The following is a 19,113-nucleotide window of genomic DNA, read 5'->3' as shown; positions in this document are numbered from 1 at the left end:
TCCTCAATTGTCTTGATGCACATGTCCTGATCCACCAGACTCGGTCGAGAAACGAGAACTCGCCAATGCCTGCCAATAGCTGGCCCCCGTCACCACCTGCCGATAGGTTGGTTTCATGAGGGAAGCGCCACACGTGCTGGGCATCGTCCTCGCCGGCGGAGAAGGTAAACGGCTGTATCCGTTGACAGCCGACCGGGCCAAGCCCGCGGTTCCGTTCGGAGGCGCCTACCGGCTGATCGACTTCGTGCTCTCGAATCTGGTCAACGCTCGATACCTGCGGATCTGTGTTCTCACCCAATACAAGTCGCATTCGCTGGATCGCCACATCTCGCAGAACTGGCGGCTCTCGGGGCTTGCCGGCGAGTACATCACCCCGGTGCCGGCGCAGCAGCGTCTCGGTCCGCGGTGGTACACCGGCTCGGCCGATGCGATCTACCAGTCGATGAATTTGATCTACGACGAAGACCCCGACTACATCGTGATCTTCGGCGCCGATCACGTGTACCGGATGGATCCGGAGCAGATGGTGCAGCAGCACATCGAGAGTGGCGCAGGTGCGACGGTCGCCGGGATCCGCGTGCCGCGCGCGGAAGCCAGCGCGTTCGGCTGCATCGACTCCGACGATTCGGGACGTATCCGCGGGTTCATCGAGAAGCCGGCTGATCCACCGGGCACGCCCGACGATCCGGAGCAGACGTTCGTCTCGATGGGCAACTACATCTTCACCACCAAGGTGCTGATCGATGCGATCCGCGCTGACGCCGAAGACGACGACTCCGACCACGACATGGGTGGCGACATCATCCCGCGCCTGGTCTCCGACGGCATGGCCTCGGTGTACGACTTCAACAACAACGAGGTGCCCGGGGCGACGGAGCGTGATCACGGCTACTGGCGCGACGTCGGGACGCTGGACGCGTTCTACGACGCCCATATGGACCTCGTCTCGGTGCACCCGATCTTCAACCTCTACAACAAGCGGTGGCCCATTCGCGGCAGCTCGGAGAACCTGGCGCCGGCCAAGTTCGTCAACGGCGGTTCGGCGCAGGAGTCCGTCGTCGGCGCCGGCAGCATCATCTCTGCGGCGTCGGTGCGTAACTCGGTGCTGTCGTCGAACGTCGCCGTCGACGACGGTGCGATCGTCGAGGGCAGCGTGATCATGCCGGGCGCGCGGATCGGTCGCGGCGCGGTGGTGCGGCACGCCATCCTCGACAAGAACGTCGTGGTCGGTCCGGGGGAGATGGTGGGCGTCGACCTCGACAAGGACCGGGAGCGGTTCTCGGTCAGCGCGGGCGGCGTCGTGGCCGTCGGCAAGGGCGTCTGGGTCTAGCCGTCCGATCGGCGACGGGGTCGGTCTGAGGCCGGCCACACGTACGGCAGGTCGTCGGGCACGTCCGGGAACAGCGGACGGTAGTGGGCGGGGTCCTTGCGTACCAGTGCCGACTGATGGCTGCGGTGCACCGCAGCGTCGCCGAGCCACGGCGGTACCTCGCCGGCCGTGGCCAGCTCGTCTTGACTGCGGATCGCCGTCACGCCGGTGGCCGCGGTCAGATCGGTGAGCAGCGTGGCCGCGCACGTGTCGGCCCGGCCGAGCGCGCACCAGGCCGCGCAGACCTCCATGCCGTAGCGCACGACGGCTTCCTCGTAGCCCGCCCACATCGTCGCGGCCGGGTGGTTGCGCCAGCCGTAGCCCGGAACCGTCAGCGCGCGCAGCACCTGGATGGTCTCCGCGCGCTGCTTACCGAGGCGGCGGGCGTCGAGAGCCCGCGCCGACGCCGCGAAGTCCGGGTACGGCAGGAAGGTCTGCATGACGGGCCGGGTACCCAGGCCCCTCAGCGAGTACCGACTTTCGTCGCACGCCGCCGGCGCCGGATCAGCCGGACCGCTGCCCAGGCCATGCCGACGAGGGCGAGCAGCACCAGCACCGGGACCAGGATCGCCAGCACCACGAGCAGCACGCTGACGATGTCTTCGATCGTGCTGAGCACCGGTGCTGCCATGCCCGCCGTCGCGACGTTGGCCGCGGGCCTCACCGTCGACTTCGTCAGCGACACCACCAGCGCGACGACGACCCCGGCGGCCACGGGAATCCACTGACCGGACTGCGCGAAGGCGCCAGGGTCGGTGACGGCGGCGGTCTGTGCGGCCGTGCCGGAGCCGAACACGATGCCCCCCGCGGTCGGCCGGACCAGGGTCTGGATGGTGTCGTTGACGCTGTCGAGCGCAGGCACCTTGTCGGCGACGATCTCCACGGCCAGGAGCACAGCCACGATGGCCATCACCCAACCGTTCTCGAGCCATGCCCAGGCCGGCGGCAGCGTGACCAGATCGGTGAACCGGGCCAGCAGTCCTAATGCCAGCAGCGGGATGTAGGCGTTGAGCCCCGCTGCGCTCGCCAGCCCGAACCCGGTCAGCAGCTCCATGAGCTCAGTATGGGCTCACCAGAGGTGGGGGATCAGCCGAAAGCGCACCTGCTGCGTGTACTCGGCGTAGCCGGCCAAGCCCGCGCGCAACGCCTTCTCCTCGTCGAGGATTCGCGCCGCCAGCAGCGGCACGGTCAGCGCCACGACCGCCAACCCCCAGAGTGATCCGAGCGCGAGCGGAGTACCGGCCATCATCACCAGCGTCGCGCTGTACATCGGATGGCGGACCAGACCGTAGAGCCCGGTCGACACCAGCGGTTGGCCTTGCTCGACGGTGATACTGGCTCCGGCCCAATTGTTCTGTACGACAACCAGTTGCGCGCCGAGCAGCCCGGCCGCGACCATGATGTCGCCGAGGACGACGAGCCCGACGGGAACCGTGGACCAGCCGAACCGCCAGTCCAGCGCACCGACGACGAGTGTCGCGATGACCGCCACCAGCATCAGGCTGATGATGATCCGCTGTGCGGGGCGGGTTTCGGCGGTCGGTCCGGCCTTGACGCGACGGGCCAACGCGTCGGGCTGTCGCACCGCGAGGTACGCACCGGAGAGCACCGAGCACGCGGTGAACACCGCGATGAACCCCCAACCGGGCCAGTAGTGCACGGTGCCGGCCGGCAGGAACAGGGCCAGCCCCAGACACAGGATCCCGACGACCGCCGATGCGAGGGCCTGCAGGACGAGCTTCACGGTCAGCGGAGGTCGCGTCGGCGAAACCCGATGACTCCCAATGCAAGCGCTGCGGCGTCGAGGCACAGAAGCCACACCAGCGGCACGATGGTGAACTCCCCGGTGCCGACGTGGGGGACGTGGCTGAACGGTTCGAGGTCGAGCAGCCAGTGCGGGGCGTTGGCCAGCGAGCCCATCATGAACACCGCGACGAACGCCACGAGCAGCCCCCAGGCGACCGGCGCCCAGCGGGGCGCGAGTCCGAACAGCGCGACGGCGATCGTAGCGGGTAGCCACGCGGCGGGTAGCTGGGCGGCCGCGGTGCCGAGCACGGTGGGAAGCGTGGCGCCGATGTCGCCGACGGCGGCTCCGTAGGTCACCCCGGTGACGAGCCCGGCCACCAGCAGCGCGACGGCCGGGCCGCCGATGGCGAACACCACATGGCTTGTCAGCCAACGCGTTCGGCTCACGGCACCAGCGAGCACCGCTTCTGCGCGCTGACTGCCCTCCTCCTGGTGTGCCCGCAGGGCCAGAGAGACCGCGAAGGCCGCGGCGATCATGCCGAGCATGCTGAACGCCACGGAGAGGAATGCCTGTTCGATCGCGCTGGATCCGCCGAGGCGTGCCACGATGTCGCGGGCGGTCTGGCTGCCGCCCATCTCCTCGCCGATACCGTGCACGATGCTGCCGATCAGCAGGCCGTAGAGACTCAAGCCCACGGTCCACACCAGCAGCGCTCCGCGGTCGAGACGCCACGCCAGCCCGTACACGCCACCCAGCGCTCGGGATGCCCGGGGCGGCCCCGCGCGTTCGGCGGGCAAGCCCGCGCCGACGTCGCGCCGGGACAGGAGCAGGTAGGCCAGTGCGAGCAGCGCGACGGTCAGGGTGAGGTGCAGTGCCAGGACCGCGAATCTGTCACCGGCATACGGTCGGACCTCCAGCGACCAGCCCACCGGCGAGAGCCACGTCAGCAGCGACGCTCTGCTGCCGGCATCCCCCACCGCTCGCAGCGTGAACGCTGCACCGAGGACGGCGAGTGCGGCGCCGCGCGCGACGCGGGCGTTCGGCGAGAGCTGGGCCGTCACGGCGGCCACCGCGGTGAACACCAGACCCGAGCAGGCCAGAGCCGCGCCGAACGCCAGCGACCCGGTCGCCGGTACGTTCTGGGTGAGCAGGCCGGCGGCGCCGATGGCCCCGGTCGCGATCGACGCGCCCGCGGCGAGCAGCACCGCCGCCGTCAGCCCGGCGTAGCGGCCGACGGCCGTGGAATCGAGCAATTCGGCGCGGCCTGCTTCCTCGTCGGCGCGGGTGTGCCGGATCACGGTGAGGATCACCGCGACCGCGGTCAACGTGTGGAACATGCCGGCCTTCCAGATGCCGACTGCGCCGAGGCTGTCGTTGAACACCTGCCCGTAGAGCGCGCGCTGTGCGGGGCTGGCCATGATCGACGCTGCCAGCGTCGCGCGGTCCGCGGCGGTGGGATACACGGCCTCGGTCGCGCCGATGTACACCGTCGACAGTGGGAGCGAGAGCAGTAACACCCACAGCGGCAACACGATTCGGTCGCGGCGGGCATAGAGCCGCAGAAGGGCCAGGGTGCCGGTCAGGCCCGTGCCCCTGCTGGGTGCCTGGTGCGCCGGATGGGGACGCTCGAGCAGCGTGGTCATGCGTGCACCCGATCTGCGGTGTCGTCCGTGTCGTAGTGGCGCAGGAACAGCTCTTCGAGCGTGGGTGGCTGGCTCACCAGGCTGCGCACCCCTGCCTCGCCGAGTACTTTCATCACCTGCGCCAGGCTCTCGCCGTCGACGTGCGCCCGCACGGTCGTGCCGTCGATGGAGACGTCGTCGACACCCTGGATCGAGTCCAGACCGACTGGGGCACGCAATAGTTCAGCCGTGATCGAGGTGCGCGACAGGTGTCGCATCGAGTTCAGGGTGCCGCTCTCGACGGTGCGGCCGGCTCGGATGATGGTCACGCGGTCGCACAGTGCTTCGGTCTCGGCGAGGATGTGACTGGACAGCAGCACGGTGGCGCCGCGATCGCGGGCCTCGCCGACACACTGCTGGAAGACGTTCTCCATCAACGGGTCCAGCCCGGTGCTCGGTTCGTCGAGCAGCAGCAGTCGCGCATGCGAGGAGAACGCCGAGACCAGCGAGACCTTCTGGCGATTGCCCTTGGAATAGGTCCGCGCCTTCTTCGTGGGGTCGAGGCTGAACCGCTCGATGAGCTCATCGCGGCGCTTCGTGTCGAGGCCGCCCCGCATGCGGGCCAGCAGGTCGATCGTCTCGCCGCCGGTGAGCGTCGGCCACAGGGTGACATCGCCCGGCACATAGGCCAATTGGCGGTGGAGGTCGACCGCGTCGGTCCAGGGGTCAGCGCCCAGAACGCGCACCGTTCCTGCGTCGGCGCGGGCGAGGCCGAGCAGGACGCGAAGGGTGGTGGACTTGCCGGCCCCGTTGGGGCCGAGGAAGCCGTGCACCTCGCCCTCGGCGACGGAGAGGTCGAGACCGTCGAGGGCTCGAACCGTACCGAACGTCTTGGTCAGGGACCGCACCTCGATCGCAGCATGCTCACTCATCAGCGTCTCCTTGCGTCAACGGTAGGCCTTGTCGGCGCCTGGCGAGGAAGGCGTCGTACATCGTGGACTCGGTCATCAGGCCGTGGGTGTAGAGCTCCAGCGCCGGCAGCACCATCTCCTCGCTGTAGTCGCGTAGCACCGCACGCAGATCGGAGGGGTCGGGGTGGAGCTGCAGGTAGAGCAGGAACGCGCCGCCGCCGGCCATCCCCAGGAACCGGGCGCGCGCGTGGGGGTCGACGCTCGGCTTGATCGTGCCCGCACGCACGCCCTCTTCGATGTACAGCTCGGTGTTGTCGATCATCGTGCGCCACAACGACTTCGCCAGATCTCCGCCGGACTGCAGACTGCGTACCAGGTAGGCCATCATCGGCGCGTAGTGCTCGATCTCGGCCATCTGGGCGAGCCACGTCGCCGGGTCGGAGGCCTGGATGGTCTCGGACTTGGCGGTTCGGATGGTCTCGGCGACGTGGTCGTCGCAGGCGCGGTGCAGGTTGTCCTTGCTCCCGAAATGGTGGATGACCAAACCGGGGCTCACGCCGGCGGCCGCTGCGATCGCTCGCACGCTGACGCGGAATCCGTCGCGGCCGAACAGGTCGATGGCGGCAGCACGTATGCGGGCCACCGCGGTCAGATCATCGGCTGAACGCATGTTCAACATGCTAAACGCATGTTTAGTCGAGGGTCAAGGCTTTTCCCGCGAGCAGACGTGAACTCGAGCGGACACGCCGAGGAATCACTCGAGTTCGCGTCTGCTCGCCCTGAAAAAGGGGCGTCTCAGTCGCGGGCGGCCGCGAGCAAGCCGTCGCCGAGGGGGATCAGCACCGGCGTCAGCCGTTCGTCCTCGGCGATCAGCCGGGCCGCCTCCCGCACGGCGCTGACCTCGGCGTCCTTGGCGGTGGCGTCGCCGGCCCGTCCGCCGAGGGCGGCGCGGTGGAGCACGATCGCACCGCCGGGCCGCAGCAGGCGGACGCCCTCGGCCACGAACTGAGGTTGGTCGCTCGGAGCAGCGTCGATGAACACCAGGTCATAGGACTCATCGGCCAGGCGGGTGAGCACCTCCTGGGCACGCCCGCTGATCAACCGGGTGCGGCCCGGGCCGACGCCGGCCTCGGTGAACGCCTGCTTGGCGATCCGCTGATGCTCCGGTTCGACGTCGATCGTGGTCAGCACGCCGTCATCGCGCATGCCGGAGAGCAGCCACAGCCCGCTGACGCCGGCACCGGTGCCGACCTCGACGACGGCCCTGGCGCTGGTCAGCTTCGCGAGAACGCACAACAACGCACCGACGGCAGGGGTGACCGCACCCGCTCCGATGTCGACTGCCCTTTCCCGCGCGGCAGCGACGATCGCGTCCTCGGAGATGGAGTGCTCGGCGTGATTGACGATCGCCTCGGCGGCACTCGGCGCGGCCGGGGAATCGCCGGCGCCGGCGGTGGGCTCGTCGGTGCTCGACATGCCCGCAGCGTAGAGCGTCGGCTGCGGTGCGGGAACCCCGACACGCCCGCCGCGCGCGACGGCCGCCGGCCATGGGCGGCGTCGGCGTTTCTGCTGGTCGAAAACGGGTAGCGAGGTTTCTCAGGAAATGTTCAGTTTGCTCATATGCCTGGCTCACCACGACGGGAGAACGTGTTCGCATGACAGACGCCGCGCACCGCGACGGGATCGCCGACCGCGGGAAGAATGTCTCTGCGCGCCGCGTTGTCTCGTCCGAGCGCTACGAGCCCCGGCCCGTTCCGCGCATCGATCAGCACGACCTGGAGGATCCGACGACCACTCACCCCGCACCCGTCTCCGCACCGGTGTCCATGGCCCACCTGGAACAGTTCACCGAGGCCGAGTGGGTGGAGCCGAGCGACGAGCTCACCGGCACCGCCGTGTTCGACGCCACCGGCGACCACGCCGCGATGCCGAGCTGGGACGAGCTCGTCCGTCAGCACGCCGATCGGGTGTACCGGCTGGCCTACCGTCTGTCGGGCAATCAGCACGACGCCGAGGACCTGACCCAGGAGACGTTCATCCGGGTCTTCCGGTCCGTGCAGAACTATCAGCCCGGCACGTTCGAGGGGTGGCTGCACCGCATCACCACGAACCTGTTCCTCGACATGGTCCGCCGGCGCGGCCGCATCCGCATGGAGGCGCTGCCCGAGGACTACGAGCGGGTGCCGGCCGACGAGCCGAACCCGGAACAGATCTACCACGACTCGCGGCTCGGCCCCGACCTGCAGGCTGCGCTCGACTCGCTGGCTCCGGAGTTCCGCGCCGCGGTGGTGCTGTGCGACATCGAGGGTCTGTCCTACGAGGAGATCGGTGCGACGTTGGGCGTCAAGCTCGGCACCGTCCGTAGCCGCATCCACCGTGGCCGCCAGGCGCTGCGCGAGTACCTGGCCCGGCACAGCGACGTCACGGCCGACACCACGAGCATGCGGGGTTCGGCCAGATCAGCCTGATGTCGGCTGGCGCTGCGCGCGGATGCACAGGAACCCGCGCTACATTCGAAGCAGACCTGCGTCCATGACCGGAGAGGAGTCGGGTGGTGTTCGATCCCGGACATGCGTTCCGTCGCGCCTTCTCCTGGCTTCCCACGCAACTGGCGTCGCAGAGTGACGCACCCGTGGGGCCCCGTCAATTCGGCAGCACCGAGCACCTGTCCACCGAGGCCGTCGCTGCCTACGTCGACGGCGAACTGAGGATGAGCGCGCATCTGCGCGCTGCGCATCACATGTCGATGTGCCCGGAATGCGCCATGGAGGTCGACAGTCAACGCCAGGCCAGGGAAGTTCTGCGCGACGCCTGCCCGGTGGCGATGCCGAGCTCTTTGCTGAGCCTGCTCTCCCAGATTCCCCAGCACGCACCGGTGCAACACTCCGAGCCGGATTCCGCGCCCGTCGACACCCCGCAGCTGGCCGACGGCGTACCGCGTACCCGCCGGAAGCGTCGGTAGGGTGAGGACGACGCCGTCCCGGCACGGGCGTCGGTGATTGCTGGCGTCGCAGATGTGCAGGTGCTGAACACGGTGACGAGAAGGGCTATCTACGCGTGACCAATCTGGACCAGAGCGGTCGGGGGCGCCTCGAGCCGCGCCCGGTGTCGCGGCCTCCGGTCGATCCGGCCGCCAAGCGCGCCTTCGGCCGGCCCGACGGAGTGAACGGATCGTTCCTCGGTCGCGGGCAGAGCCGCGACCAGGGCGAATACGCCCCGAAGGATCAGCCGCCGGACCCCGTGCTGGCCGAAGCCTTCGGCCGCCCCTACCCGGGCGGTGACTCGCTGCAGCGCCACCCGACCGACGCGGGCGCACTGGACGCCGAGCGGGACGGCGCGGGCGACGACGCCGATGATCCGTGGCGCAATCCCGGCGCCCCGGTCGCATTGGGCACCCCGGCCGTCACGCAGACCGCCCCGGCCGTGGCGAGCCCTCCCGCGGGCAAGCTCGGCGTGCGCGACGTTCTCTTCGGCGGCAAGGTGTCCTGGATCGCACTCGTCGTGCTCGGGATCGTGGCCCTGGTGATCGGTATCGCCGGCGGGGTTGTCGGTCGTAAGACCGCCGAGGTCGTCGAGGCGTTCACCACGTCCAAGGTGACGCTGGAGACCAGCAACAACGGTGAGCCGCCGCAGGGCGAGTTCGCGAGGGTGGCCGCAGCGGTCGCGGACTCGGTGGTGACGATCGAGGCGAAGAGCGACACCGAGGGCGCGCAAGGCTCCGGCGTCATCGTCGACGGTCGCGGCTACATCGTCACCAACAATCACGTGATCTCCGAGGCGGCGACCAATCCGAGCAAGTTCAAGATGTCCGTCGTCTTCAACGACGGCAAGGAGGTGCCGGCCAACCTCGTCGGCCGCGACCCCAAGACCGACCTCGCGGTCCTCAAGGTCGACAACGTCGACAACCTCGTGGTGGCCCGCCTCGGCGACTCGGAGAAGCTGCGCGTCGGCGATGAGGTGATCGCCGCGGGCGCTCCTCTGGGCCTGCGGAGCACGGTCACCCACGGCATCATCAGCGCACTGCACCGGCCCGTGCCGCTCTCCGGCGACGGTTCGGACACCGACACCGTGATCGACGGCGTACAGACCGACGCGTCCATCAACCACGGCAACTCCGGCGGACCGCTGATCAACATGAACGCCGAGGTCATCGGCATCAACACCGCCGGAAAGTCCTTGTCGGACAGTGCCAGCGGGCTCGGCTTCGCCATCCCGGTGAACGAGGTCAAGCAGGTCGTCGAGACCCTGATCCAGAACGGCAAGATCGCCCATCCGACGCTCGGCCTGACCGCACGTTCGGTCAGCAACGACGCCGCCAAGGGCGCCCAGATCGCCAACGTGGCCGCCGGTGGTCCCGCCGAGCGGGCCGGCATCCTGGAGAACGACGTCGTCGTCAAGGTCGGTGACCGCGACGTCGCCGACGCCGACGAGTTCGTCGTCGCCGTCCGGCAACTCACGATCGGGCAACCCGCGCCGATCGAGGTCATGCGCGACGGACGGCGGGTCACGCTGACCGTCACCCCCGGCCCCGACAACAGCACCTAGGCAGCGATGTTCGCCAACGTGGGTTGGGGCGAGATGCTGGTCCTGGTGATCGCCGGCCTGGTGATCCTGGGGCCCGAGCGGCTGCCCGGCGCCATCCGCTGGACCTCCGGCGCGGTGCGGCAGGCGCGGGACTACATCTCCGGCGCGACCAGCCAGCTGCGTGAGGATCTCGGACCCGAGTTCGACGACCTGCGCGAGCCCCTGTCGGAACTGCAGAAGCTGCGTGGGATGACGCCGCGCGCCGCGCTCACCAAACACCTGCTCGACGGCGACGACTCGATCTTCACCGGGCGATTCGACTCGCCCACCACGCCTGACACACCGCAGCCTCCGCCGGAGAAGCCGCAGTCCGGGCCGGGCCCGGGCGCCTTCGGGCAGCAGCCCGGCGCCACCCGGTTCGACCCGGACGCGACCTAGACGGTCAGCGGCCCGCCGGGTCGAGGCCCAGCGACATCCCCGCCAGTCCGCGTTTGCGGCTCGACAGCGCGTCGGCGATCGTGCGCAACGCGATCCCTGCCGGCGATTCCGGTGCACTCAACACCAGCGGCGTGCCGGTGTCGCCTGCGGACACCAGGGCCGGATCCAGCGGCACCTGACCCAGCAGCGGCACGTCGGCCCCCACCGATCGGGTCAGGCTCTCGGCGACCTGACGACCGCCGCCCTCCCCGAACAGCTGCATCGTCGACCCGTCCGGCATCAGCAGTCCCGACATGTTCTCGACGACGCCCGCGATGCGCTGACGGGTCTGCAGGGCGATCGCGCCGGCGCGCTCGGCGACCTCGGCCGCGGCGAGCTGCGGGGTGGTCACCACCAGGATCTCCGCACCCGGGATCAGCTGGGAGACCGAGATCGCGATGTCGCCGGTGCCGGGCGGCAGGTCCAGCAGCAGCACGTCCAGATCACCCCAGTAGACGTCGGCGAGGAACTGCTGCAGCGCCCGATGCAGCATCGGCCCGCGCCAGACCACGGGCGTGTTGCCCTGGGTGAACATCGCGATCGAGATGACCCGCACGTCGTGGGCCACCGGCGGCAGAATCATCGAGTCGACCTGGGTGGGGCGATCGGTGGTGCCCATCATCCGGGGGACGGAGTGGCCGTAGATGTCGGCGTCGAGCAACCCGACCGACAACCCTTTCGCCGCCATCGCGGCTGCCAGGTTCACGGTGACGCTGGACTTGCCGACGCCGCCTTTGCCGGAGGCCACCGCGTAGACCCGGGTCAGCGAGCCGGGCTGGGCGAACGGGATCACCGGTTCGCGGGAGTCACCGCGCAGCTGCTTGCGCAGCTCGGCGCGCTGCTCGTCGTTCATCACGTCGAGGCTCACCCGGACCGATCCGGTGCCGGGCACATCGCTGACCGCTCGGGTGACCTGCTCGGAGATCTCCGTCTTCTTCGGACACGCCGACGTGGTCAGGTAGATCTCGACGTGCACGGACGCGTCGGCGTCGACGGTGACGTCCTTGACCATGCCGACGTCGGTGATCGGGCGCCGGAGTTCGGGGTCGACGACCTTGGTCAGGGCGGCGCGTACGGCCTTCGTGAGATCGGGGCCGGTCGCGTCAGGGGTGTGGGCAGACATCACCCGCGAGTGTAGGCCGCGGGCCCATCCCAGCTGTCAGCCGACCGGCCCGGGCGCCGGTCCCGGGGCCGGCCCCAGGCCCGGCGGCAGACCGGGAGCGGGCGGGGGAGCAGGCTGGGCCGGCATCAGCGGCGGCGCGGGCTGGGCTGCCGGCATCAGCGGCGGCGCGGGAGTGTCATTGATGCAGAACACCGCGCACTGCGGCTGCTGGGCCGGCGGCGGGGTCACCCACGGCGGTACCCACGCCGGCGGCGGTGCGGGCACCGGCTGCGGTGCGGCCACGGGCGCCGGACCGGGCAGCGGTCCCAGCGACTGTCCGGGGGCGAACCCGGGGACGTTGGTGTTGATCAGTGCGGCGACATCGGTGCGTTGCCCCAGCTGCAGCAGCGCCAGCGGGTCGTTGGCCGGCAGACCCGCGGCGTTGAGCGGCAACCCGGGCCCCAGTCCTTCGGGACGGTCCAGATGGCTGTCACCGAGGGCAGGCACCTCGCCCGTGATCGGCGGAAGGTCGACCGGCACCACGCCGGTCGCGTACGCCGCGGCCCAACCCAGCACGTTGCGCGCATAGGCCATCGAATTGTTGTAGCGCAGGATCGCCGCCAGCACGTCGGGCTGGTTACGCAGGTTGAGGCCGCCGCTGCACAGATAGCGCGCCGCAGCCAGCGAGGCGTCGAAGACGTTCTGGACATCGGCCTTGCCGTCGCCGTCACCGTCGGCGGCGTAGCGCGACCAGGTGCCGGGCAGGAACTGCATCGGACCCAGCGCGCGGGCATAGACCACACGCTCGGAGCTGCGGCTCTGCACGATCACCTCGTTGCCGGGCAGTGTGCCGTCCAGACTGGGGCCGTAGATCGGTCGCACCGCGGTGCCGCGGGCGTCGGTCGCGCCACCGTTGGCGTGCATCGATTCGATGCGGCCGATGCCGGCCAGCAGGTTCCAGCTCACCCCGCAGCCGGGCGCGGTCGCAGCCATCTTGGCTTCGGCGTTGCGGTAGGCCGCCAGGGCCATCGACGGAATCCGAAGCGTGCCGGGGGCGCTCACGACGACTGCCGGCGGCGGGGCCGACACGGTGGCCGCGGCGATCTTCATCGGGGTCGGGGTCTTCGCGACCGCCACGACGGAAACGCCCGAGGAGCTCGACGAGGAGGCGACCGCCGCCATCGGCAGCACCGCGGTGTCGCGGGTCGGAGAGGGCGCCGAGGCGCCGACGGCGCCGGCCAGCACGAGCGGCGTCAGCACTGCCGCAACGCCGAACGCCGGCATGCGGACCAGGCGCCCCGCCCGGCATCTCGCCGCTCCGAGAGCCGCTCGTCCGCCTATGTGCACGCAACCGTCCTTGCTGTGTGGGGGCCTGTGAACCCAGTCACCATATCGGTTGGGCCACGACTGTGTTACAGCATTGGCCACAGCCGTGTCGTCAGGATCTGCGGGATCGCCTCTCGCCCGCTTCGGCTTTGCTCGATTCCGGCTCGGCAACGCCGTCCGCGGGCCGCAACTCGGCGATCAGGTCGCGGATCTCCTCGAGTTCGCGGCGCAGGTAGTCACGGGTGGCGACTTCGCCGACGGCCAGACGCAGCGCGGCCAGTTCGCGGGCCAGGTATTCGGTGTCGGCCTTGGTCTGCTCGGCGCGTCGCCGGTCCTCCTCGAGCGCCACCCGGTCCCGGTTCTCCTGCCGGTTCTGTGCCAGCAGGATCAGGGGCGCGGCGTAGGCCGCCTGGGTGGAGAACGCGAGGTTCAGCAGGATGAACGGGTACGGATCCCACTGCCAGGCGAACATGCCGGCGTTGAGCAGGATCCAGACGATCACGACGATCGTCTGGATCGCCAGGTACCGCCCGGTGCCGAGGAACCGCGCGATGCTTTCGCTGACGCGACCGACGGCCTCGACGTCGAGTCGGGGCGTCAGGGACCGGGAGACGCGCGGCGTGTCCAGCCGCTGACGTGCCGACGAGTCGCTCATGTCGCCTTCTCCGCGGTCATGATCACGGGTTCGGCCTCACGCTCGCGCCAGTCATCGGGCAGGAGGTGGTCGAGCACGTCGTCGACCGACACCGCACCCAAGAGGTGATTCTCGTCGTCGACGACGGGTCCGCACACCAGGTTGTAGGCGGCGAAATACCGGGTGAGCGCACCGAGGGAGTCCTCCGGGCCCAGGCTGGGCAGGTCGGTGTCGACGATGCCGCTGACCAAGGCCGCGGGCGGCTCGCGCAGCAGCCGTTGCAGATGCACACACCCCAGGTAGCGGCCCGTCGGCGTCGCGGTCGGCGGGCGAGCGACGAACACCAGGGACGCCAGCGCCGGCGTGAGGTCCGGATCGCGCACGCGCGCAAGGGCTTCGGCGACGGTGGTATCGGGTGCGAGCACCACCGGTTCGGAGGTCATCAGGCCACCCGCGGTGTTGGGGGAGTGGCTGAGCAGACGGCGCACGTCCTCGGAATCCTCGGGGTCCATCCGCCGCAGGAACTGTTCGGCGTCAGCCGGGGTCATGGTGCCCAGCAGGTCGGCCGCGTCGTCGGGATCCATCGCCTCCAGCACGTCGGCGGCGCGATCGGTCTTCAGCTGCCGCAACACGGAAACCTGCTCGTCTTCGGGCAGCTCCTGCAGGACGTCGGCGAGTCGCTCGTCGTCGAGCGCGTTGACGACCTCGTAGCGGCGCTTGGCCGGCAGCTCACGGATCGCGTCGGCCACCTCGATGGGACGCTGCCCGACGAACTGCTCGAGTAGCTGCGCGACGCCCTGATCCGGCATGGCCAACCCCGAGGGCGTGAGGCCCTGCACGTGCATCCAGTCCACGGTGTGCACGTTGCTGCGCCGGCCGAGCCGCCGCTGTGGACGAACCGCGACCTTGGTGACCATCCAATCCCGCGACCGGGTCTGTTCGATGCCGAGATCGACGACGACGACATCGATCCCGGCGAGTTCGGTCAGGTCGGGGTCATCGACGCGGACCCGGGTCTCGATGACCTGCCCGAGTACCAGCACTTCGCCCGGTCGCTGGGAGAAGCGGCGTAGCGACACGCTGCCCGTCGCCAGGGTCACCGCACCAGGCTCGATCGCGGTGACCCGCAGAATCGGCACGAAAATTCTTCGGCGCGAGAGCAATTCGATGACGAGTCCGAGCACACGGGGCTGTTGGCGGACCAGGCTGATGCTGATCACCACGTCGCGCACGCGGCCGATCGATTCGCCGTCGGGACCCAGCACCACCATTCCCGCGAGCCGGGCCGCGTAGACCCTGTTGACCGACACCATGAGTGTCAGAGTAGAGAGTGTGGTTGTGCAAAACCGGTATCGACCCCGCCGAACATGCCTGTCCGTGCCGGGCAGCAGCGCGAAGATGATCGCCAAGGCCAAGACGCTGCCCGCCGACGAGGTGTTCCTCGACCTCGAGGACGCGGTGGCCGCGGACGCGAAAGCGCAAGCGCGCGAGGCTGTAGCGGCCGCGCTGGCCGAGCCGGGGTGGGGCGATCAACTGCGCGGAGTTCGGGTCAACGACTGGACCACCCCGTGGACGCACACGGATGTGATCGAGGTCATCGGCAGGGCCGGCGCGGCCGTGGACGTCGTGGTGCTGCCGAAAGTGACCGACGTCGCCCACGTGCACGCGCTGGATCTGCTGCTGTCCCAAGTGGAAGCCTCACACGGGTTGCCGGTGGGGCGCATCGGTATCGAGGCGCAGATCGAGGACGCGCGCGGGCTGACCAACGTCGATGCGATCGCCGCCGGACCGCGGATGCACGCACTGGTCCTCGGGCCTGCCGATCTGATGGCGAGCCTGAACATGCGCACGCTCGAGGTGGGCGAGCAGCCCGAGGGCTACGACGTCGGCGACGCCTACCACCACGTCCTGATGCGCATTCTGATTGCCGCGCGGGCCAACGGGATCAACGCGATCGACGGCCCCTATCTGAAGGTCCGTGACGTCGAGGCGTTCCGCCGGGTCGCCGGACGCGCCGCCGCGCTGGGTTTCGACGGCAAGTGGGTGTTGCATCCCGACCAGATCGCCGCGGGCAACGAGATCTTCAGCCCGCGCCAGGAGGCCTACGACCATGCCGAGCTGATCCTCGAGGCCTACGAGTGGCACACCTCTCGGGCGGGCGGTGCCCGCGGCGCGGTGATGCTCGGGGAGGAGATGATCGACGAGGCCAGCCGCAAGATGGCCTTGGTGATCGCCGGGAAGGGTCGGGCGGCGGGAATGCGGCGCACCGGCGAGCGGTTCGTCCCGCCCGCCGGCACTGCCAGCTAGACCGCTCGGCCGCCGGCTCAGACGTTGAGCGCGGTGATGCCCACGACCACGTTGATCACCAACGTGACGGCGCCGACGGCGATACCGGCGACGGCCAGCCCGTGCCCGGCCTGGCGGGTCTCCTTGATCTGGTTGATCGCCAGGATGCCGAGGACGATGCCGACGATCGACCCGATACCGCAGCACACCCCGAGGATCGAGGCGACCAGCGAGGCGATCGCCATCGTGTTGGTGCCCTGCGGGGCGGGCGGCCCGTAGCCGTAGTCGGCGCCGGGGTAGCCCATCGGAGGCGGGGGATATCCACCGGGTGCGGTGCCGTACTGAGGTGGCGGTGGGGGTGGATACGCAGGTCCCGCCGCACCGTAGCCCTGGCCCGGATAGGTGCCACCGGCATTCGGGTCCGGGTAGGGCGCGCCGTAACCGGGCGGGGGCGGCGGATAGTCCGTCGGGGCGGGGTACGACGGCGGCGGGTTGTACGCGGGCGGATAGTCCGTCGGCGTCCCCGACTGCTCGATCGGCGGCGCCTCGTAGCTCCCCGACGCGGGCTCGGATCCGGCTGAGTCGGAACGGTCGGACCGGCGTTCGTCGTCGTCCTGACTTGTCATGGGAATCAACCTAGCCTAAGGGGACGCCGGCGGACCGGACCATCGGAACCGGGCACCTTTGCCCGCTCCGGCACGTTGATCGAGCGACGGGGTTATACCCTGACCGAATTGCCAGACTCAGGAGTGCAAGGACATGACCAGCCCTTTTCAGCCAGGCCAGACCCCGGGCGCGTCGCCTGCCGGACGTGGCCGCCCGGTCGGGCTGCCCACCCCGCCGAAGGGGTGGCCGATCGGTTCCTATCCCACCTACGCCGAGGCGCAGCGCGCCGTGGACTACCTGTCGGATCAGCAGTTCCCGGTCGAGCAGGTCACGATCGTCGGGGTGGATCTGATGCAGGTCGAGCGCGTCACCGGCCGGTTGTCCTGGCCCAAGGTGCTCGGCGGCGGCGTGCTCAGCGGCGCGTGGCTGGGCCTGTTCATCGGTCTGATCCTCGGGTTCTTCAGCCCGAGCCCATGGGGATCCCTCATCACCGGTCTGATCGCCGGTGTGTTCTTCGGTCTGATCACCTCCGCGGTGCCCTACGCGATGGCGCGCGGCACCCGCGACTTCAGCTCGACGATGCAGTTGGTGGCGGGCCGTTACGACGTGCTGTGTGACCCGCAGAACGCCGAGCAGGGCCGAGATCTGCTCGCCCGCCTGAAGATCTGACGATGATCGACGTCACCGCCGCGGTTCGGGCGCGGGTGCTGGAACACTTCGCGAGCTCCGGCGAGCCGGCGGAGGCCTCGGTGACCTTTCTCGGTGCCGATCGCATCGCCGTGCTGCGCTTCGATGCCGGCGGTGACGGCGCTGCTCACTACGTGTCGCTGGGGTGTTCGTCGCATCCGATGGTGGATCCGGCCGCGGCGATGGTCGATCCGGTGCGCGGGCCCCGCGCCGAGGTGGTGGTGGCCCTGCGGGGGCCGGCACCCACGGGGCTGGCCCGGTCCGTCGCGGTGGTCGCCGCGGCGCCCGCCGTCGAGGGGCTGGTGCTCGAGCCCGACGCGCTGGTCGACTTGGAGACGCCGCTATGGGAAGGGGCGCCGTTCACCGCATTTCTGCTGGGGCGCAGCGATGTCGACGACGTGGAGCTGGCCGAGCCGGCGTCGCCGGTGGCAATGCTGTCCGCGGTGCCGATCACGCCGACGGAGGCCGCCTGGGTGCGGTTGAAGGGGGCCGGCGCGATGCGGGAGGCGTGGCAGCAGGACGGGGTGGATGTGACCGATCCTCGCCGCCGCGCGGCGAGCCCGGCCTGAGATCTAGAGCCAGTTGTTGCGCCGGAAGGTGCGATGCAGCCCCAGGCACACCACGGCCATCAGCAGCAGGACAGCGGGATAGCCCCAGGTCCAATGCAATTCGGGCATGTGGTCGAAGTTCATCCCGTAGATCCCCGCCAGCGCGGTGGGTACTGCCGCGATGGCCACCCAAGCCGAGATCTTTCGCATGTCGACGTTCTGCTGCATCGCCACCTTGCCCAGCGCGGCCTGCACCAGCGAGCTGAGCAGTTCGTCGAAGCTGGCGATCCGGTCGGCGGCCTTGATGGTGTGGTCGAGAACGTCGCGCATGTAGCGGCGGATCTCGACGTTGACCAGATCGTCGTGGTTGGTGCCGATGCGTTCCAGGTCGGTGACCAACGGGCTGACGGCGCGACGCAGCTCGACGACTTCGCGTTTGAGCAGATAGATGGACTCGATGTCGGTCAGCGGGCGCGGCGAGAAGATGTCCTCTTCCATCGCGTCGATGTCGGTCTCGATCAGGTCGGTGACGTCGAGATAGGTGTCGACCACGCTGTCGGCGATCGCGTGCATCACCGCATACGGCCCCAGCTTCAGCGCGGCAGGTGAGGCCTCCAGGCGCTTGCGCACCCCGGCCAGGCCGCCGTGTTCGCCGTGGCGCACCGTCACCACGAAGTCCGAACCGACGAAGATCATCACCTCTCCGGTTTCGACGATCTCGCGCGCGTTGGCGATGGACTCGTGGTCGACGTACGTCACCGTCTTGAGCACCAGGAACAGCGTGGCATCGTAACGTTCGAGTTTCGGTCGCTGGTGGGCGTGCACGGCGTCTTCGACCGCGAGCTCGTGCAGCCCGAAGACGTCGGCCACCGCCTGCATCTGATGCTCGTCGGGTTCGTGCAACCCGATCCACACGAACGCCGGTCGGCCCTCGGCTTCGATCTCGTGCACCTTGTTCAAGGCTGCCGCGTGAGTGTACTTGCCGGGCAAGCGATTTCCCTCGCAGTACACGCCGCAGTCGACCATCGCCCGAGCGACCGGCACATGGATACTGCGCGCATCGGGGTGATCGGGACGCGGGCGGCCGCCCTGTCGCATCAGTGACGGCGGTAGCGCGCGAAACGATGGCATCGGCCGACCTCCCTCCGCACATCAGCCTGGCTCGGCTCAACGGATGCTACGCGCAGAAGCTGATTGATTCTGCGCACCGGCGCACAGCTCCCTCCTGTGAGGCCCCGGTGGTCGGTTACCCTGACGCCCGTGGTGGACAGTGC

The 19,113-nt window shown here is 69.4% G+C and carries 21 protein-coding genes; 8 read left to right on the top strand and 13 right to left on the bottom strand.

Annotated elements, in window-relative coordinates:
• Positions 1-115: 115 nt before the first annotated feature.
• Positions 116-1,330 carry a glucose-1-phosphate adenylyltransferase gene (gene glgC / locus ACXYX3_RS18960; RefSeq protein WP_241206953.1) on the top strand — a complete coding sequence of 405 codons (1,215 nt, stop codon included), beginning with the start codon at positions 116-118 and terminating at the stop codon, positions 1,328-1,330.
• Here glgC and ACXYX3_RS18955 read toward each other — a convergent pair.
• From ACXYX3_RS18955 to ACXYX3_RS18925, 7 genes are all read right to left on the bottom strand, one after another.
• Entirely contained in the window at positions 1,327-1,809 is a 483-nt protein-coding gene (locus ACXYX3_RS18955) for an MSMEG_6728 family protein (RefSeq protein WP_458608609.1), read from the bottom strand. The two genes, glgC and ACXYX3_RS18955, sit on opposite strands and share 4 nt — an antisense overlap.
• A gap of 23 nt (positions 1,810-1,832) precedes the next feature.
• Positions 1,833-2,423: a DUF4126 domain-containing protein gene (locus tag ACXYX3_RS18950; RefSeq protein ID WP_458608608.1), complete on the bottom strand. Its 591-nt coding sequence runs from the start codon at positions 2,421-2,423 to the stop codon at positions 1,833-1,835.
• A gap of 15 nt (positions 2,424-2,438) precedes the next feature.
• Positions 2,439-3,113 carry a methyltransferase family protein gene (locus tag ACXYX3_RS18945; RefSeq protein WP_241206956.1) on the bottom strand — a complete coding sequence of 225 codons (675 nt, stop codon included), beginning with the start codon at positions 3,111-3,113 and terminating at the stop codon, positions 2,439-2,441.
• A gap of 2 nt (positions 3,114-3,115) precedes the next feature.
• Complete coding sequence (locus ACXYX3_RS18940) at positions 3,116-4,759, bottom strand: ABC transporter permease (RefSeq protein WP_458608606.1); 1,644 nt, start codon at positions 4,757-4,759, stop codon at positions 3,116-3,118.
• Positions 4,756-5,670 carry an ABC transporter ATP-binding protein gene (locus ACXYX3_RS18935; protein WP_458608605.1) on the bottom strand — a complete coding sequence of 305 codons (915 nt, stop codon included), beginning with the start codon at positions 5,668-5,670 and terminating at the stop codon, positions 4,756-4,758. Before ACXYX3_RS18935 ends, ACXYX3_RS18940 begins: the two co-directional genes overlap by 4 nt.
• Positions 5,663-6,319 (bottom strand): TetR/AcrR family transcriptional regulator, encoded by a 657-nt coding sequence (locus ACXYX3_RS18930; protein ID WP_458608604.1) that lies wholly within the window; start codon positions 6,317-6,319, stop codon positions 5,663-5,665. Before ACXYX3_RS18930 ends, ACXYX3_RS18935 begins: the two co-directional genes overlap by 8 nt.
• 125 nt (positions 6,320-6,444) lie before the next feature.
• On the bottom strand, positions 6,445-7,125 hold the full coding sequence (locus ACXYX3_RS18925; protein ID WP_458608603.1) for an O-methyltransferase: 681 nt from the start codon (positions 7,123-7,125) through the stop codon (positions 6,445-6,447).
• Positions 7,126-7,304: 179 nt separating this feature from the next.
• On the opposite strand from ACXYX3_RS18925, the gene sigE reads away from it, so the two are divergent.
• The 4 genes from sigE (at position 7,305) to tatB (ending at position 10,611) form a co-directional block, all read left to right on the top strand.
• Positions 7,305-8,117, top strand: a complete 813-nt coding sequence (gene sigE, locus ACXYX3_RS18920) for an RNA polymerase sigma factor SigE (protein ID WP_458608602.1) — start codon at positions 7,305-7,307, stop codon at positions 8,115-8,117.
• Between the two features lie 86 nt (positions 8,118-8,203).
• Positions 8,204-8,611 (top strand): anti-sigma E factor RseA, encoded by a 408-nt coding sequence (gene rseA, locus ACXYX3_RS18915; RefSeq protein ID WP_458608601.1) that lies wholly within the window; start codon positions 8,204-8,206, stop codon positions 8,609-8,611.
• Between the two features lie 95 nt (positions 8,612-8,706).
• Positions 8,707-10,194: a serine protease HtrA gene (gene htrA, locus ACXYX3_RS18910; RefSeq protein WP_241206962.1), complete on the top strand. Its 1,488-nt coding sequence runs from the start codon at positions 8,707-8,709 to the stop codon at positions 10,192-10,194.
• A 6-nt stretch (positions 10,195-10,200) separates the two neighbouring features.
• Positions 10,201-10,611 (top strand): Sec-independent protein translocase protein TatB, encoded by a 411-nt coding sequence (gene tatB, locus ACXYX3_RS18905; RefSeq protein ID WP_458608600.1) that lies wholly within the window; start codon positions 10,201-10,203, stop codon positions 10,609-10,611.
• 4 nt (positions 10,612-10,615) lie between these two features.
• Here the strand turns inward: tatB and ACXYX3_RS18900 are convergent, their stop codons facing one another.
• From ACXYX3_RS18900 to ACXYX3_RS18885, 4 genes are all read right to left on the bottom strand, one after another.
• Positions 10,616-11,773, bottom strand: a complete 1,158-nt coding sequence (locus ACXYX3_RS18900) for an Mrp/NBP35 family ATP-binding protein (protein WP_458608599.1) — start codon at positions 11,771-11,773, stop codon at positions 10,616-10,618.
• A gap of 36 nt (positions 11,774-11,809) precedes the next feature.
• On the bottom strand, positions 11,810-13,099 hold the full coding sequence (locus tag ACXYX3_RS18895) for a lytic transglycosylase domain-containing protein (RefSeq protein WP_241206965.1): 1,290 nt from the start codon (positions 13,097-13,099) through the stop codon (positions 11,810-11,812).
• 91 nt (positions 13,100-13,190) lie between these two features.
• On the bottom strand, positions 13,191-13,733 hold the full coding sequence (locus ACXYX3_RS18890; protein ID WP_241206966.1) for a DUF1003 domain-containing protein: 543 nt from the start codon (positions 13,731-13,733) through the stop codon (positions 13,191-13,193).
• Positions 13,730-15,025 carry a magnesium transporter MgtE N-terminal domain-containing protein gene (locus ACXYX3_RS18885; protein ID WP_458608598.1) on the bottom strand — a complete coding sequence of 432 codons (1,296 nt, stop codon included), beginning with the start codon at positions 15,023-15,025 and terminating at the stop codon, positions 13,730-13,732. The genes ACXYX3_RS18890 and ACXYX3_RS18885 overlap by 4 nt, the downstream gene beginning before the upstream one ends.
• Positions 15,026-15,050: 25 nt before the next feature.
• On the opposite strand from ACXYX3_RS18885, the gene ACXYX3_RS18880 reads away from it, so the two are divergent.
• Entirely contained in the window at positions 15,051-16,019 is a 969-nt protein-coding gene (locus tag ACXYX3_RS18880; RefSeq protein ID WP_458612143.1) for an HpcH/HpaI aldolase/citrate lyase family protein, read from the top strand.
• A 17-nt stretch (positions 16,020-16,036) separates the two neighbouring features.
• Here ACXYX3_RS18880 and ACXYX3_RS18875 read toward each other — a convergent pair whose 3' ends face one another.
• Positions 16,037-16,624, bottom strand: a complete 588-nt coding sequence (locus tag ACXYX3_RS18875) for a DUF4190 domain-containing protein (RefSeq protein ID WP_458608597.1) — start codon at positions 16,622-16,624, stop codon at positions 16,037-16,039.
• A 133-nt stretch (positions 16,625-16,757) separates the two neighbouring features.
• Here ACXYX3_RS18875 and ACXYX3_RS18870 point away from each other — a divergent pair, with 133 nt between their 5' ends.
• Both ACXYX3_RS18870 and ACXYX3_RS18865 read left to right on the top strand, forming a co-directional pair.
• A complete protein-coding gene (locus ACXYX3_RS18870) occupies positions 16,758-17,273 on the top strand; it encodes a YflT domain-containing protein (RefSeq protein ID WP_241206969.1) in 516 nt (171 codons plus the stop codon).
• A gap of 2 nt (positions 17,274-17,275) precedes the next feature.
• Positions 17,276-17,860: a suppressor of fused domain protein gene (locus ACXYX3_RS18865; protein WP_458608596.1), complete on the top strand. Its 585-nt coding sequence runs from the start codon at positions 17,276-17,278 to the stop codon at positions 17,858-17,860.
• A gap of 3 nt (positions 17,861-17,863) precedes the next feature.
• Here ACXYX3_RS18865 and corA read toward each other — a convergent pair whose 3' ends face one another.
• The gene (gene corA, locus ACXYX3_RS18860) at positions 17,864-18,970 is read right to left on the bottom strand and encodes a magnesium/cobalt transporter CorA (protein WP_241206971.1); all 1,107 of its coding nucleotides are present in this window, start codon (positions 18,968-18,970) and stop codon (positions 17,864-17,866) included.
• Between the last annotated feature and the right edge of the window lie 143 nt (positions 18,971-19,113).

Source organism: Mycobacterium sp. Panama NTM2 (assembly GCF_054355555.1).
The sequence above is the reverse complement of the archived record's forward strand: the minus strand, read 5'-3'. Positions and strand labels throughout refer to the sequence as shown.

Bases quoted from the DNA above. Each gene is read 5' to 3' on its own strand.
- glgC (WP_241206953.1), top strand. From the start codon at position 116: ATGAGGGAAGCGCCACACGTGCTGGGCATCGTCCTCGCCGGCGGAGAA.
- ACXYX3_RS18955 (WP_458608609.1), bottom strand. From the start codon at position 1,809: ATGCAGACCTTCCTGCCGTACCCGGACTTCGCGGCGTCGGCGCGGGCT.
- ACXYX3_RS18950 (WP_458608608.1), bottom strand. From the start codon at position 2,423: ATGGAGCTGCTGACCGGGTTCGGGCTGGCGAGCGCAGCGGGGCTCAAC.
- ACXYX3_RS18940 (WP_458608606.1), bottom strand. From the start codon at position 4,759: ATGACCACGCTGCTCGAGCGTCCCCATCCGGCGCACCAGGCACCCAGC.
- ACXYX3_RS18935 (WP_458608605.1), bottom strand. From the start codon at position 5,670: ATGAGTGAGCATGCTGCGATCGAGGTGCGGTCCCTGACCAAGACGTTC.
- ACXYX3_RS18930 (WP_458608604.1), bottom strand. From the start codon at position 6,319: ATGCGTTCAGCCGATGATCTGACCGCGGTGGCCCGCATACGTGCTGCC.
- ACXYX3_RS18925 (WP_458608603.1), bottom strand. From the start codon at position 7,125: ATGTCGAGCACCGACGAGCCCACCGCCGGCGCCGGCGATTCCCCGGCC.
- sigE (WP_458608602.1), top strand. From the start codon at position 7,305: ATGACAGACGCCGCGCACCGCGACGGGATCGCCGACCGCGGGAAGAAT.
- tatB (WP_458608600.1), top strand. From the start codon at position 10,201: ATGTTCGCCAACGTGGGTTGGGGCGAGATGCTGGTCCTGGTGATCGCC.
- ACXYX3_RS18900 (WP_458608599.1), bottom strand. From the start codon at position 11,773: ATGTCTGCCCACACCCCTGACGCGACCGGCCCCGATCTCACGAAGGCC.
- ACXYX3_RS18890 (WP_241206966.1), bottom strand. From the start codon at position 13,733: ATGAGCGACTCGTCGGCACGTCAGCGGCTGGACACGCCGCGCGTCTCC.
- ACXYX3_RS18885 (WP_458608598.1), bottom strand. From the start codon at position 15,025: ATGGTGTCGGTCAACAGGGTCTACGCGGCCCGGCTCGCGGGAATGGTG.
- ACXYX3_RS18875 (WP_458608597.1), bottom strand. From the start codon at position 16,624: ATGACAAGTCAGGACGACGACGAACGCCGGTCCGACCGTTCCGACTCA.
- ACXYX3_RS18870 (WP_241206969.1), top strand. From the start codon at position 16,758: ATGACCAGCCCTTTTCAGCCAGGCCAGACCCCGGGCGCGTCGCCTGCC.
- ACXYX3_RS18865 (WP_458608596.1), top strand. From the start codon at position 17,276: ATGATCGACGTCACCGCCGCGGTTCGGGCGCGGGTGCTGGAACACTTC.
- corA (WP_241206971.1), bottom strand. From the start codon at position 18,970: ATGCCATCGTTTCGCGCGCTACCGCCGTCACTGATGCGACAGGGCGGC.